The sequence below is a fragment of the Mesorhizobium tianshanense genome (assembly GCF_007830515.1).
GTDB classification, from domain to species: domain Bacteria; phylum Pseudomonadota; class Alphaproteobacteria; order Rhizobiales; family Rhizobiaceae; genus Mesorhizobium; species Mesorhizobium tianshanense.
Genome location: NZ_VLKT01000024.1, coordinates 49,261 through 63,822, shown reverse-complemented (window position 1 = coordinate 63,822; position 14,562 = coordinate 49,261). Strand labels below are relative to the sequence as shown.

At 65.0% G+C, this 14,562-nt stretch carries 12 protein-coding genes; 9 read left to right on the top strand and 3 right to left on the bottom strand.

From position 1 onward, the window contains the following. Positions 1–17: 17 nt before the first annotated feature. The gene (locus tag IQ26_RS19540) at positions 18–299 is read left to right on the top strand and encodes a hypothetical protein (RefSeq protein WP_145719991.1); all 282 of its coding nucleotides are present in this window, start codon (positions 18–20) and stop codon (positions 297–299) included. Positions 300–440: 141 nt separating this feature from the next. Here the strand turns inward: IQ26_RS19540 and IQ26_RS19535 are convergent, their stop codons facing one another. Then, positions 441–1,466, bottom strand: coding sequence for a LacI family DNA-binding transcriptional regulator (locus IQ26_RS19535; protein WP_145719990.1), 1,026 nt, complete (start codon positions 1,464–1,466; stop codon positions 441–443). 197 nt (positions 1,467–1,663) lie between these two features. On the opposite strand from IQ26_RS19535, the gene IQ26_RS19530 reads away from it, so the two are divergent. The 5 genes from IQ26_RS19530 to IQ26_RS19510 all read left to right on the top strand — a co-directional run bounded on the left by IQ26_RS19530 (position 1,664) and on the right by IQ26_RS19510 (position 6,629). Beyond that, on the top strand, positions 1,664–2,692 hold the full coding sequence (locus tag IQ26_RS19530; protein ID WP_145719989.1) for a Gfo/Idh/MocA family protein: 1,029 nt from the start codon (positions 1,664–1,666) through the stop codon (positions 2,690–2,692). Between the two features lie 2 nt (positions 2,693–2,694). Further along, positions 2,695–3,600, top strand: coding sequence for a sugar phosphate isomerase/epimerase family protein (locus tag IQ26_RS19525; protein WP_208760185.1), 906 nt, complete (start codon positions 2,695–2,697; stop codon positions 3,598–3,600). Between the two features lie 104 nt (positions 3,601–3,704). Then, positions 3,705–4,718, top strand: a complete 1,014-nt coding sequence (locus IQ26_RS19520; RefSeq protein ID WP_145719987.1) for a substrate-binding domain-containing protein — start codon at positions 3,705–3,707, stop codon at positions 4,716–4,718. A 64-nt stretch (positions 4,719–4,782) separates the two neighbouring features. Further along, a complete protein-coding gene (locus IQ26_RS19515; RefSeq protein ID WP_145719986.1) occupies positions 4,783–5,580 on the top strand; it encodes an ATP-binding cassette domain-containing protein in 798 nt (265 codons plus the stop codon). Beyond that, on the top strand, positions 5,577–6,629 hold the full coding sequence (locus IQ26_RS19510; RefSeq protein WP_145719985.1) for an ABC transporter permease: 1,053 nt from the start codon (positions 5,577–5,579) through the stop codon (positions 6,627–6,629). The genes IQ26_RS19515 and IQ26_RS19510 overlap by 4 nt, the downstream gene beginning before the upstream one ends. 9 nt (positions 6,630–6,638) lie before the next feature. On the opposite strand, the gene IQ26_RS19505 is transcribed toward IQ26_RS19510, so the two are convergent. Next, positions 6,639–9,395, bottom strand: a complete 2,757-nt coding sequence (locus IQ26_RS19505; RefSeq protein WP_145719984.1) for an ATP-dependent helicase — start codon at positions 9,393–9,395, stop codon at positions 6,639–6,641. 218 nt (positions 9,396–9,613) lie between these two features. On the opposite strand from IQ26_RS19505, the gene IQ26_RS19500 reads away from it, so the two are divergent. Then, positions 9,614–11,926, top strand: a complete 2,313-nt coding sequence (locus IQ26_RS19500; RefSeq protein WP_145719983.1) for a glucose/quinate/shikimate family membrane-bound PQQ-dependent dehydrogenase — start codon at positions 9,614–9,616, stop codon at positions 11,924–11,926. 222 nt (positions 11,927–12,148) lie between these two features. Further along, the gene (locus IQ26_RS19495) at positions 12,149–13,054 is read left to right on the top strand and encodes a dienelactone hydrolase family protein (protein WP_145719982.1); all 906 of its coding nucleotides are present in this window, start codon (positions 12,149–12,151) and stop codon (positions 13,052–13,054) included. Here the strand turns inward: IQ26_RS19495 and IQ26_RS19490 are convergent, their stop codons facing one another. Then, on the bottom strand, positions 13,055–13,954 hold the full coding sequence (locus IQ26_RS19490; RefSeq protein ID WP_145719981.1) for an EamA family transporter: 900 nt from the start codon (positions 13,952–13,954) through the stop codon (positions 13,055–13,057). It lies immediately after the preceding gene. A gap of 89 nt (positions 13,955–14,043) precedes the next feature. Here IQ26_RS19490 and IQ26_RS19485 point away from each other — a divergent pair, with 89 nt between their 5' ends. Next, complete coding sequence (locus IQ26_RS19485; RefSeq protein WP_145719980.1) at positions 14,044–14,523, top strand: Lrp/AsnC family transcriptional regulator; 480 nt, start codon at positions 14,044–14,046, stop codon at positions 14,521–14,523. Positions 14,524–14,562 lie beyond the last annotated feature (39 nt).

Genomic DNA, 14,562 nt, shown 5'->3' with positions numbered 1-14,562 from the left:
AGAAGGAGATTTACCGATTGACCGACTGGATCGAGATCCTGAAAGAACAGACCGCCACCGGCGACCAGATGGGCCGCGAAGTGTCGCAAATGCTCGCCAATCCGGACATCAGCGAAACGCAAGTGAAGACGCTGTTTTCGGCACTCGAAAAACAGGCGGAGTTCGTCGAGAAGCTGCGCATGGCGCTGGAGAAATTCGGCCATGATTTTTCGGTGATCAAGGCGGCCGAGCGGCTGGAAGAGCGTTACGCCGACCTCGCGGGCTCGGTCGCGGAAAAGCTGAAGGCGATGCGAGGATAGGCAGGCCTATTTATCGATCTGCTTTTCGAACCGCGTGTCCGGCATCAGTCAGATCATGGCGACCAGGACGTAGAGATCTTTCCCTTGCGGTCGCTGCGCTTCCTCACCGAACAACGAGGGGGAAGGTGAGTGCGTCCATCATCAATCGCTGTCGCGCGCGATCAGCTCCAGCGGCCAGACCTCGCGGATGATCCGCGCGCCTTCGGCGCCGGCGAAGGCCGGGATCGAGGCCAGCAGCATTTCGGCCAGCCGCCGTCCCATCGGCTCCAGGGGAGGGCGGAAGGCGGTTAGCGCCGGTGAAAAATAGCTGCACAGCGGCGTGTCGACGATGACGATCACCGCAATGTCGTGGCCCGGCTTGACGCCCATCTCGGCCAGCGCCTTGCAGCCGCCTAGCGCCATCGCGTCATTGTTGAAGATGATCGCGGTTGGCGGGTCCTTGGAGCGCATCACCTGCGGCGTCACTTCGTAGCCGCCGGCCTCGTTGATGAAGCCTTCCGCGATCAACCCAGGGTCGACCTCGATGCCGTGCCGCCCCAGGGCCTTGCGATAGCCGGCCAGGAACAGATAGCCGAAATTGAGGCTGAGGGACGGGCGGATGGCGGCGATGCGGCGGTGGCCGCGCGCCACCAGGCGGTCGACCGCTTCGGCCCCGGCCTTTTCGAAATCGAGGTCGAGCGACGGGTAGGATTTGCCGCCGGAGCGGCTGCGGCCGAGCGTCGCGAAGGGGAAGCCGACCCTGGTCAGATAGTCGATGCGTTCGTCCTCGCGCCGCGTCCAGGCCAGCACCACCGCATCGGCCCGGCGCGTCTCGACCACCCGGCGCAGGCGCTCCTGCTGATAGTCGCCCGGCGCCCCCATCACCACGATCAGGTCGAGCCCGCTTTCGGCGAGTTTCGCCTGCAGCCCGGTCAGGAACGGAATGAAGAACGGTTCGCCATATTGCTGGTCGCCCGGATGCGGCTGCAGCATGAAGGCGATCGAATGGGTGGCGCCGCGCCGCAGGCTGCGGCCGGACTGGTTCGGCGAATAATTCAGCTTTGCCGCCGCATCGAGCACGCGCTGGCGCGTGTCGGCATTGACGTCGGCACGGCCGTTGAGCGCGCGCGACACGGTGCCGATCGAAATGTTCAGGTGACGCGCAAGGTCGTGGATGCTGGACGCCAAAGGACGGTTCTCCCCTTGCCTGGCTATCACCGGCCGCTCTTCAGGCCAAGGCGATAAAGGTGATTTTCGCGAGCGGCCGATTGACATTCTACGCCTACGGGTGTGTTCTCGTAAACGTTTACGGAAAAACGTTTACGGTCACGCCGTGAATGCCGTGACGATCGGTCTGGAGGGGCCGAGCGGAGGAGGAGCGGTGGATGATGGATGTCGTCCTGGTCGGCTGCGGAGCGATGAGCAAGCACTGGCTCGATGCGGCGAGGCAGATCGACGGGTTGGCTATCGTTGGCCTGGTCGACCTCGCCGCCGATAGGGCGAAGGTGAGGGCGCGCGAATATGAGCTTGCCGGCGCTATCATCGGAACCAATCTTGACGCCGTGCTCGACCAAACCAAGCCCGACGCAGTGTTCGACGTCGTGGTTCCGGCGGCCCGGCGCGAGGTCGCGCTCTCCGCGTTTGCCCATCATTGCCATCTCCTGACGGAGAAGCCGCTGGCTGACAGCCCTGAGAACGCGCGCGCCATCGTCGAGGCTGCCCGGCGCGCCGGCCGAGTCCATGCCGTCGTCCAGAATCGCCGCTACGTCGCCAATGTCAGGCGCATCCGGCGCTTTCTCGACTCCGGCGCCATCGGTGCTGCGACCAGCATCCACGCCGAATTCTTCGTCGCGCCGCATTTCGGCGGGTTTCGCGAGGAGATGCCCCATGTGCTGCTGCTCGACATGGCGATCCACACTTTCGACGCCGCCCGCTACATGGTCGGTGGTGAGCCGGCGAGCGTTTATTGCCAGGAATGGGAGCCGGCCAATTCCTGGTACCGGCAGGGATCGTCGGCCACCGCAATCTTCGAGCTCGGCGGCGGCAGACTGTTCACCTATGCGGGCTCCTGGTGCGCCGACGGGTTCCGCACCAGCTGGGAGAGCACGTGGCGCATCGTCGCCGAGCACGGCAGCCTGGTCTGGGATGGTGAGGACGGGCTGAGGGCGGAAGTCGCGCGGCCTATCCGCGAGGGCCTGTTCGATCGCACCGAGCCGCTCGCCGTGCCGCCGCTCGATCCGAGAGACCGCATCGGCGGCCATCTCGGCATCATCCAGGATTTTGTGCGCGCCATTGAGACCGGCAGCGAGCCGGAGACGCGCGGCGCCGACAACATCAAGAGCCTGGCCATGGTCTTTGCCGCGATCGAAAGCGCCGAAACCGGGCGCCGGGTTGCGATCGCGCAGGAAGGATGACGATGCCAAACCCGCTTCTCGACATCAGGATCGGCACCATGGTGCGGGCCAATCTCGACGACCCGGCCGCCTATATCAAGGCGATCCTGCCGCTCGGCTTCGAGAGCATCCAGCCCTTCTTCTGGCAGACGCTGGCCGGCAAGGACCTTCCGCGCCTTGCCGGTCAGATCCGCGAGGCGATCGGCGACGCTGATGTCATTGTCTCCTCGCTCGGCGTCTTCGGCAATCCGCTGGAAAGCGGCGATGTCGATCGCGGCGTGCTTCACGCCTGGGAAACGGCCATCGACAACGCGCATCTGTTCGGCACCTCGATGGTGAGCGGCTTCACCGGCCGCATCCGCGGCAAGCCGTTGCCCGACAGCCTGCCGCGCTTCCGCGAGGTCTGGGGACCGCTGGCCAAGCGCGCCGCCGACAAGGGCGTGCGCATCGCCTTCGAGAACTGCGCCATGGACGGCAACTGGGCCGATGGCGACTGGAACATCGCCCACAATCCGGACGCCTGGGAGCTGATGTTCAACGAATTGCCCGACGACAATCTCGGCCTGGAATGGGAGCCCTGCCACCAGCTCGTCTACCTGATCGATCCGATCCCGCAGATCCGCAAATGGGCGCCGCGCATCTTCCATGTCCACGGCAAGGACGCGACCGTGCGCTGGGACGTGATCCGCGAGCATGGCGTGTTCGGCCGGCTGCCATTCGTGCAAATGCGCACGCCGGGCTTCGGCGACAGCGACTGGACGCGGGTGATCAGCGAATTGCGGCTGGCCGGCTACAAGGGCGCGATCGACATCGAGGGCTGGCACGACCCGGTCTATCGCGGCGATCTCGAGATCACGGGCCAAGCGCGGGCGCTGGACTATCTCAAACAGTGCCGGGGAGGTGCGACCTACCTGCCGAACCCGGCGTGAGGATGGGCCGGCGGGAGGAGCCGGCTAGCGGAGCATTGCGGCGAGAAGCCGAAGCATTCGTCGAAAACCCTCGGCTTGCGAGGGAACAAAGGGAGGATAAGTGCATGAGCATCACGATGAGAAGGACAGTTCTGCGCTCGACCGTCGTGGCGGCCGCCACGGCGCTCGCCGCCGCAATCTCCACCTTGCCCGCCCAGGCGCTCGATGCAAAATGGTGCAAGGACGTCCACATCCGCTTCTTCGTCGGCGGCGCCGAGGGCGACGCCTTCGGCACCATCGTCTACAATGGCGCCAAGCAGGCCGAGGCCGATCTCGGGCCGAAGGTCGACTACATCTTTTCCCAGTGGGATGTCGAGAAGATGGTGCAGCAATTGCGCGAGGCTGTCGCGGTCAAGCCCGGCGGCATCGCCATGATGGGCCACCCGGGCGATGCCTCGATCATGCCGCTGGCCGAACAGGCGCACAAGGACGGCATCAGGATGATGTACCAGAACGTGCCTGTGCCGAAGGTCACGGCGGCGTTCGGCGGCGGCTATGTCGGCGCCCAACAGGAAGAGCAGGGCCGCGCGCTCGGCGCCGAGGCGTTCAAGCTGGCCGGGCTCAAGGCCGGCGACAAAGCGATCATGATCGGCCCGTTCGAGAACGAGAGCCGCGGCGCGCGTGAGCGCGGCACGGTCGCAGCCCTGAAAGAGGCGGGCGTCGAGGTCATCCAGCTTTCATCGCCGCCAAGCGGCGAATGGGCGTCCGACCCCAACCTGGCCATTCCGGTGATCACCGCAGCACTGCTCAACAATCCGGACGTCAAGGCGGTCGGCTATCCCGGCGGACAGATGCTTGGCAACGTCCCGACTTACATGCAGGCGGCGGGCAGGAAGCCGGGCGATATCTTCAACTTCGGCTTCGACACCAGCCCGCAGATCGTCGAGGGCTTCAAGGGCGGCTGGGTGCAGCTGACGGCCGACCAGCAGCCGTTCCTGCAGGGTTATCTGCCGATCCTCAGCCTCTGCCAGCAGGTGGTGCTGGGGCTGGCGCCGATGAATGTCGACACCGGCGCCGGCTTTGTCACGCCTGACAATTACGAGATCGTCGCCGAGCTCGCCAAGCAGGCGCTGCGCTGACCCGTAACCACGGCATGCCGGTCGGGTGGACCCGGCCGGCAGCCGGAACCAAGCGAGGATCGCCATGGCCGAACGCCTTATCGAACTGCGCGACATCAGCAAGTCCTACGGTCAGGTTTATGCGCTGGGCGGGGTCAATCTCAGCGTCGACCGCGGCGAGGTGGTCGGCCTGATCGGCGACAACGGCGCCGGCAAGTCGACGCTGATCAAGATCCTCTCCGGCGTGGTCAAGCCGACCAGCGGCGAGATCCTCATCCGCAGCCAGCCGGTGACCGGCTGGAGCGCGGCGCGCTCGCGCGACGCCGGCATCGAGACGGTGTTCCAGGACCGGGCGCTCGCCGTGCAGCAGACGATCGTGCGCAACATCTTCATGGGCCGCGAACTTACCGGCTTTCTCGGCTGGCTGAAGGTCAACAAGGAAATCGAGGAGGCGCGCCGGCTGATGCGGGAGATCGGCTTCACCTCGAAAGTGTTCACGCCGCAGTCGATCGTCGGCCAGCTCTCCGGCGGCGAACGGCAGGGCGTGGCGATCGCGCGCGCCATCTACAAGCAGGCCGACCTGATCATCCTCGACGAGCCGACGACGGCGCTGTCGCTGACCGAAACCGCCAAGGTGTTCCATTTCGTGCGCCAGGTGCGGGCGAGCGGACGCTCGATCCTGTTCATCGGCCACAACATCCACCACGTCTTCGACATCGCCGACCGCTTCGTCGTGCTGGACCGCGGCAAGGTCGCGCTCACCGCCGACCGCAGCCAGGTCAAGTCGGCCGAAGACCTCATCAACTTCATGGAAGACGTGGCACACCCCGGCGGATTGCCGGGGCTGCACGACGCCGGCGACGCGGAGCACAGAGCACGATGAGCAAGACAATGGAGCCCGATCTGCACGAGCCGTCCGCCGGCATTTCCGGTCCCGGCAATTCCCGGAAAGAGTGGAAACACCCATCCGACAACTGGATGCGCGGCTTCATCCTCGCCAACCGCGCCGCGCTCGGCACGCTTGCCGTGTTCATCGTCATGATGGCGGTGTTCATGACCGCCAATCCGACCGTCTTCACCACCTGGTATCTCTACAGTTCGGTGCTGACCACGCTGCCGGTAGCGCTTTTCGTGGTGGTGCCGCTGGTCTTCGTCGTCACCTGCGGCGAGATCGACCTGTCGTTTCCGGCGACGATGGGTTTTGCCTCATGGGTGTTCGCGCTGGTGGTGCAGGCCGGCTACGATCCATTCCTCGGCATCGCTGCCGCCATTGCAACGGGCACGCTGCTCGGTTTCCTCGTCGGGTCGCTGGTCGTCTATGGCGGGCTGTCGTCGCTGATCGCCACGCTCGGCATGAACTTCCTGCTGCGCGGCCTGATACAGATCATCAACGAAGGCAAGTCGACGGCGCTGACCAGCCTTGCCGACAGCTGGGCCTACAAGATCTTCTCCAGCCAGCTCTACGGCATCCCGGTGCAGATATTCTGGGCGATCGGCTTCGTCGTGCTGTCGGCGCTGCTCTACAACAGGCATCGCTTCGGCGCGCAGGTGAAGGTGGTCGGCGACAATCCCGACAGCGCCCAGCAGATGGGCATCGACGTCAAGCGCGTGCGCGTGAAAGTGTTCGTCTTCGTCGGCATCGGCGCGGCGATCGCCGGCACGTTCTCGGTGATGATCAACTTCACCTGGTGGCCGACGGCCGGCGACGGCTACCTGCTGCCGGTGCTGGCATCGGTGTTCGTCGGCGGCACCCCGACCTGGGGCGGCGTCGGCACCGTCGTCGGCGGCGCCATCGGCGCGGTTACCGTGTCGTTCATCCAGACCGGCGTGGTGGCGGCGGGCCTGAGCGGCTTCTACGTCCAGTTCTTCAACGGGCTGATCATCATTCTGTCGCTGCTCGGCCATAAGTGGAACCAGGCGCGGTATCGGTGAGGGTGGCGCTCACACCCCGGTGACAAACCCATCCAGCACGCGTTTCTGGCCGGCCTTGTCGAAGTCGATGGTCAGCTTGTTGCCGTCGATGGCCGATATGTTGCCGTTGCCGAATTTCTGGTGGAAGACGCGGTCGCCGACGCTGAAGGCCGACGGTGTGTCGGCGACCGATTTGGCGACCAGCTCGCCGTCGATGGTGCGGCCTTTGACGCTGGTGCGGCCGGCGCCATAGCCACTGTCGGTCTCGCCGTAGCCGATGCGCTCGACCTGATGGCCGGAGCGCGAGCCCCAGTTGCGGTCGGTGGCTTCGGTGCGATTCTGCTGCGCGCGCTGCCAGCCCGGCGTCGCATAGGTGTTGGAGAAGGCGCCGGATTTCTCGCCGTCTGTATTGCCGCCAACGTTGTCGAAGCGCGAGGCGCCGTAAGGGTTCTGCCTGCCGCCACGGCCGGACGCAAAGGAACCGCCGCCATAGGAATTGCCGTAGCCGCCATAGCTGTTGCCGCTCTCGGCGACATCGACATGAGCTTCCGGCAGTTCCTCGAGGAAGCGCGACGGTATGGTCGATTGCCACAGGCCGTGGATGCGGCGGTTGGAAACGAACCAGAGGTGCAGGTTCTTCTTGGCGCGGGTCAGGCCGACATAGGCCAGCCGCCGTTCTTCCTCCAGCCCGGAGCGGCCGCCCTCGTCGAGGGCGCGCTGGTGCGGAAACAGGCCTTCCTCCCAGCCGGGGAGAAAAACGGTCTCGAATTCGAGGCCCTTGGCCGAATGCAGCGTCATGATGTTGACGGCGTCGAGCTCGGCGTTCTGCTCGGCGTCCATCACCAGTGCGACATGCTCGAGGAAGGAGCGCAGCGATTCATACTCCTCCATGGAGCGGATCAGTTCCTTCAAATTCTCCAGCCGTCCCGGCGCTTCCACCGAGCGGTCGTTCTTCCACATGTCGGTGTAGCCGCTCTCTTCCAGGATGGTCTCGGCAAGCTCGGTGTGCGGCGTGGTTTCCAGCGCCTTCTGCCAGCGCTCGAAATTGGCGGCGACCTCGCGCAGTGCGGCGCGTGGCTTCGGCTTCAACTCGTCGCTCTCGGCGAGTTTTTCCGCGGCCTCCAGCATCGGGATGCGGAGCGCGCGCGCCGTGTCGTGGATCTGGCGGATGGTGGCTTCGCCAAGCCCGCGCTTCGGCACGTTGACGATGCGCTCGAAGGCGAGGTCGTCGGCGCCTTGCGCGACGACGCGGAAGAAGGCCAGCGCATCGCGAATTTCGAGGCGTTCGTAGAAGCGCGGGCCGCCGATGACGCGATAGTTGAGGCCGAGCGTGACGAAACGGTCCTCGAACTCGCGCATCTGGAAGGACGCGCGGACCAGAATGGCCATGTCGTTGAGATTGTGCCGATTTCCTTGTTTATCTGGGCGCTGGTAGGCCTCGATGGTCTCGCCGACGGCGCGGGCCTCCTCCTCGGAATCCCAGGCGGCATGGACATGCACCTTCTCGTCGTCCTCGGCGATTTTTTCGGTGAACAGCGTTTTGCCGAAGCGGCCCTCATTGTGGGCGATGAGGTGGGAGGCGGTGCCAAGTATGTGCGCGGTCGAGCGGTAGTTGCGCTCCAGCCTTATGATGGTGGCGCCGGGAAAATCCTTGTCGAAGCGCAGGATGTTGTCGACCTCGGCCCCGCGCCAGCCATAGATGGATTGGTCGTCGTCGCCGACGCAGCAGATATTTACGGTGGCGCGGGTTTCGGCCGAAGAGTGCCCAATCTCCCCCCTTGTGGGGGAGATGTCGGCGGAGCCGACAGAGGGGGGCGCTGTCCCGCCGGCATTTCCATTGTGATCCTTGGAGGCGCCGCGATCTTGCGCGCCCCCCTCTGTCCTGCCGGACATCTCCCCCACATGGGGGGAGACTGGCTTGCCTCCTGCGCCGGCGCTCTTGCCCGCTCCTTCCGGCCGCTGCGCCAGCAGGCGCAGCCACATGTACTGCGCGGTGTTGGTGTCCTGATATTCGTCGACGAGGATGTAGCGGAAGCGCTTGTGATATTCCTTCAGCACGTCCGGATTGGCGCGGAAGATGCGGATCGGGTGGCACAGAAGATCGCCGAAGTCGCAGGCGTTCAGCGTCTTCAGCCGCTCCTGATAGGCCTTGTAGAGCTCGCGACCCTTGCCGTTGGCGAAGGCGCGGGCGTCGCCCTCGGGAATGTCGGCGGGGCCAAGCCCTTTGTTCTTCCAGCCGTCGATCATCTGGGCGAACTGCTTGGCCGGCCAGCGCTTGTCGTCCAGCCCTTCGGCCTGGATGAGCTGCTTGATCAGCCGCACGACGTCGTCGGTGTCGAGAATGGTGAAGTCGGATTTGAGCCCGGCAAGCTCGGCGTGTCTGCGAAGCAGCTTCACGCCAATCGAGTGGAAGGTGCCGAGCCACGGCATGCCCTCGATCTTCTCGCCTACTAGCAGGCCGATGCGCTGCTTCATCTCGCGCGCCGCCTTGTTGGTGAAGGTGACAGCGAGGATCTGCGACGGGAATGCCTTGCCGGTGGCGAGGATGTGGGCGATGCGGGTGGTCAAGACGCGCGTCTTGCCGGTGCCGGCGCCGGCCAGCACCAGAACCGGACCCTCGGTGGTTTCCACCGCCAGCCGCTGTTCGGGATTAAGGCCGTTCAGATAGTCGGGCGCATTGTTGTGGCCGCTGCGGGCAGCCATGGCGCGCGCGGCGATGCCGGACGGGGCCGGGGGCCGCGCATTCGGTTCGTCAAAAAAGGGCATGTCTTCCGAAAAGCCGGACATTGCCCCCGAATGTAGTGATTCGGCGGCGAAAGGCCAGAAGTGTCTCCGTTTTGTTCTCGATCCACGCCGGGGACCTGTAAATCCGGTAGCACACAACCTATGGCGCCGGGCCTGCTTGACAGGCTCAGCGGGCCGGAGAAAGTTGCGTCGGGGTGGGAGCGCAATGCGGGGTTGCCCATGGGCGTGTCGCGGAGCGCACCAGTCGAAGGAGCATCGTCTTGGCGGTCGTCATCACCTCCCTCATCCTCTTCATCATTGGCCTGGTGCTCGGCGGCGGCGGCATCTGGTTAGCTTCGCTGGGCGGCAGCTGGTACTATGTCATTGCCGGCATCGCCTTCCTCGTTGCCGCCTGGCTGCTCTACAGGCGCAAGTCGATGGCGCTGTGGCTCTACGCGGCAATCGTCATCGGCACGCTTGGCTGGGCGGTCTGGGAGACAGGCTTCGACTGGTGGGAACTCGGCCCGCGCGGCGGCATCATCGTCCTTGTCGCGTTGTGGTTGCTGACGCCATGGGCGAGGCGGGGTCTCACCGGCCCAGACGGTCGGGCGCCGCTGATCCTGGCGGTGCTGGCCTCGCTCGGCGTCGCCGGCTATTCGATGACCGCCGATCCGAAGGATATTGCCGGCCAACTCAACGCCGACGAGATCACGCCGACCGCCGATCTCGGCGGCAATGTACCCGCCGGCGAATGGCACTATTACGGCCGCACGCAGTACGGCCAGCGCTATTCGCCGCTCGACCAGATCACATCAGACAACGTCGCCAATTTGCAGCCGGCCTGGACCTACCGCACCGGCGACGTGAAGGGGCCCGACGATGTCGGCGAGACGACCTATCAGGTGACGCCGCTGAAGGTCGCCGATACGCTCTACATCTGTACGCCGCATAATTTCGCCATCGCCATCGACGCCGCGACCGGCAAGGAGAAGTGGCGCTACGATCCACAGGTCAAGCTGGACAAGGATCGCCAGCATCAGACCTGCCGCGGCGTGTCCTATTATGCGGATGCCAAGATCGCCGCTGGCCAACCTTGCGCGGCCCGCGTTTATCTGCCGACATCCGACGCGCGATTGATCGCGCTCGACGCCGCGAATGGCCAGGTTTGTCCCGCATTCGCCGAAGGCGGCACGCTGAACCTGCTCGCCAACATGCCCTATCCGAAGTCGGGCTATTACTATTCGACTTCGGCGCCGCTGATATCAGGCGGCAAGATCATTGTCGGCGGCGCGGTCAACGACAATTATTCGACGGAGGAACCGTCAGGCGTCATCCGCGCCTTCGACGTCGATACTGGCGCCCTGGTGTGGAACTGGGATTCGGGCAATCCGGACCAGACGACGCCACTGTCGCCGGGCCAGACCTATACCCACAACTCGCCCAACATGTGGTCGACGGCGAGTGCCGACGAGAAGCTCGGCCTGCTCTACGTGCCGCTCGGCAACCAGACGCCGGATCAGCTCGGCATGGGGCGCAGCGCCAATGTCGAGAAATTCTCCTCCTCGATCACCGCGCTCGATCTCGCCACCGGACAACTGCGCTGGGTGCGGCAGACCGTGCATCACGATCTGTGGGACATGGACGTGCCGGCGCAGCCGACCCTGGTCGACATCACCACGCTCAATGGCGTGGTGCCGGCGCTGGTCGGGCCGACCAAGCAGGGCGACCTCTATGTGCTCGACCGGCGCAGCGGCGAGCCGATCGTCCCGGTCAACGAAGTCCCGGCGCCGGGCGGCGCGATCGAGGGCGACCACACATCGCCGACACAGCCGGCCTCGGACCTGAGCTTCAATCCAAAGCCGCTGACTGGCGCCGACATGTGGGGCATCACCATGTTCGACCAGCTGGCCTGCCGGATCGAATTCCAGGGCCTTCGCTACGAGGGTCGCTATACGCCGCCTTCGGTTCAGGGCTCGCTGATCTATCCCGGTAATTTCGGCACCTTCAACTGGGGCGGCGTGGCCGTCGATCCGGTGCGGCAGGTGATGTTCGGCATGCCGACCTATCTGGCGTTCAAGTCGCAGCTCATTCCGCGCGACCAGGTGCCGCCGCCGGACGAGGGGCGCGGCAGCGAGCAAGGCTTGAACCGCAACGAGGGCGCGCCCTATGCGGTGGTGATGGGACCGTTCCTGTCGCCGCTCGGCATTCCCTGCCAGGCGCCGCCCTGGGGCTATGTGGCGGGCGCCGATCTCAGGACCGGCAAGATCGTCTACAAGCACAGGAACGGAACCGTCTACGACATGACGCCGTTGCCGCTGCCGTTCAAGGTCGGCGTGCCAGGCATCGGTGGGCCGATGATCACCGCCGGCGGCGTCGCTTTCCTGGGCGCCGCGGTCGACGATTACCTTCGCGCCTACGACCTGACGACCGGCAGGCAGCTCTGGCAGACCCGGCTGCCGGCCGGCGGTCAGTCGACGCCGATGACCTACACGGTCGCCGACGGACGCCAGTTCGTGGTCATCGTCGCCGGCGGCCATGGCTCGGTCGGCACCAAGCCGGGGGATTATGTGATGGCTTATACGCTGCCGAAGTAGGGCATCGTTTAAAGCCCGAGATGGCGTCACGGCTTTCATGCCGACACCAGCAGACAGGCTTTGGCGACGGCGCCGAATAAGGCCACGGCCGTCCTCCTGGATTATTCTGAGGACGTTGCGGGGCGCGTTGCATGCCGGGCCTCACTCATCCGTGACTGGACCATGTGGGCTTCTGCCCTATCTTGCGCGGCGGGAGTGTTTCCCGAAGCCGAGGAGAGCGCCATGACAAAATCGACCCCTGCCAGCCCGGCCGTCACGAGACCTGCCATCACCCAGGCGATGATCGACGCCTATGACGAATACACGCATCTGACGCTCGACCGGCGCCGCTTCATGGAACAGTTGACCAGGCTTGCCGGATCAGGTGCCGCGGCCGCTGCGATCGCACCGCTGCTGGCGGCGAATTCGGCCCGGGCGGCGATCGTCGCCGAGGACGATTCACGCGTGACGGGCGAGGACATCAGCTATCCTGGCAGCGGTGGCGAGATGAAGGGCTATCTGGTCAAGCCAGCCGGCCAGTCCGGCAAGCTCGGCACCGTCATCGTCGTGCATGAGAACAGGGGTCTCAACCCGCATATACGCGATGTGGCGCGGCGCGTGGCGCTGGAAGGGTTCGTGGCGCTCGCCCCGGACTTCCTGTCGCCGCTCGGCGGCACGCCGGCCGACGAGGACAAGGCACGGGACCAGTTTTCCAAGCTCGATCTGGCGCAGACCGTTGCCAATGCGGTCGCAACTGTCGCTTTTCTCAAAGGCTACGAGGATGGCAACGGCAAGGTCGGCGCGGTCGGCTTCTGCTGGGGCGGCGGAACGGTGAACACGCTGGCTGCCAACGCGCCCGATCTGGTCGCCACTGTCGCCTATTACGGCATGCAGCCGAAGGCCGAGGATGTGCCGAAGATCAAGGCGGCGCTTATGTTGCATTATGCCGGGCTCGACACCCGCATCAATGCCGGTATCGACGCCTTCAAGAAGGAACTCGATGCGGCCAAGGTCGAGTACACGGCCTATGTCTATGAAGGCGCCAATCATGCTTTCAACAATGACACGTCCGCGGCTCGCTACGACAAGAACGCCGCGGATCTCGCCTGGGGCCGCACGAGCGCCTTCCTCAGGGAAAAGCTTGCTTGATCAGGCATTTGCCGGTTTGTGGAAAGCGACGCCGGCCACCACCAGCGCGATGCCGAGGCAATCGGTAGGGCTGGGTATCTGGCGGAGCACAATGACGCCGATCAGCGTGGCGGTGACCGGCAGCAACGACAGCATCAGCGCGAAGCTCGACCGCGGCAGCCGCGACATGGCAAGCTGGTCGCATATATAGGGGATGACCGACGAGCAGATGCCGACGCCGATCGCGGCGATGAGCAGTGGCGGCGCCGAGAAAGCCGGCAGCGCATCGGTGAAGCCTATCGGCAGCACGATGAGGAAGGCGACCGCCATGGCGGCACCCAGGCCGGCGATGCCGTCGCCGGCGCGGGCGACGCGATGGCCAAGCACGATGTAGCCAACGAACAGCGCGCCGTTGAGGAAGGCCCAGAACAGGCCGATCGGGTCGCTTGACCATTTCACATCGATCAGCAGCAAGGTGCCGGTGACGGCGACGGCAAGGGCCGCGAGATTGCGCGGGCTTCTGACGCCGACAAGCGCGACGCCGATGGTCCCGACGAATTCGATCGCCGCGACCAGCGAGATCGGCAAACGGTCGAGCGCCAGGTAGAAGGAGCAATTCATCACGCCGAGGCAGGCGCCAAAGGCGAGGAGCAGCAGTCGTGTCGGCCGGTCGGCGCGGGCGAAGACCGTCCAGGGCCGGGTTAGCGGCGCAAAGGCAAGGGCGGCCGTGACGATGCGTAGCCAGGCCATGCCGAGCACGCCGACATGCGGGAAAAGCAGCACGGCGAAGGCCGGCCCGAGATAGTGGAACACGGCGCTGACACCGAACCAGACATGCGGCGGCAGCGAGGTCGCCAGCTTGCCAAAGGCGGGGCCGGCGAGGGCAGGGACCGCAGCGGGTGCTTGTGTTCGATCTTCCATGCGGTCATTATCGCAGGCGATCTTGCTGGTTTATATGGATGATAGTCAGCAAGGGAGGCGGTTACCTTTCCAAAGACAAGGAGTTTTCGTTGAAATGCCTTCGAAACGAAAATGCCGACCTGGATGCGGCCGATCTGAAAATCCTGCGCCTGCTGGAAAGGGACGCCCGCACCAGCACCGCCGAACTGGCGCGCTCGGTCGGCCTGTCGGCGCCGAGCGTTGCCGAGCGCATCCGGCGGCTGCAGGAGAGCGGCGTGATCGTGGCCTACACGGTCAGGATCAACCCGGCCGCGCTCGGCATGAAGCTGTCGGCATGGCTGCGGATCAGGCCGGTGCCGGGGCAATTGGCCGTTGTGGCCGAGATCATCCGCGACTTGCCGGAAATCGCGCAATGCGACCGGGTGACCGGCGAGGACTGTTTCATCGCGCTGGCGCATGTCGGCTCGGTGGCCGAACTCGAAAGAGTGATCGACCGGATCATCCCGTTTGCGATGACCAACACCGCGATCATCCAGTCGTCGCCGGTGGTGGCACGTTCGCCGCTGGAGGCGGTGAAGCGGCTGCCTTGATGTTCAAGAGAGAGGCGATCATTTCGTGAGTGAGTTGGC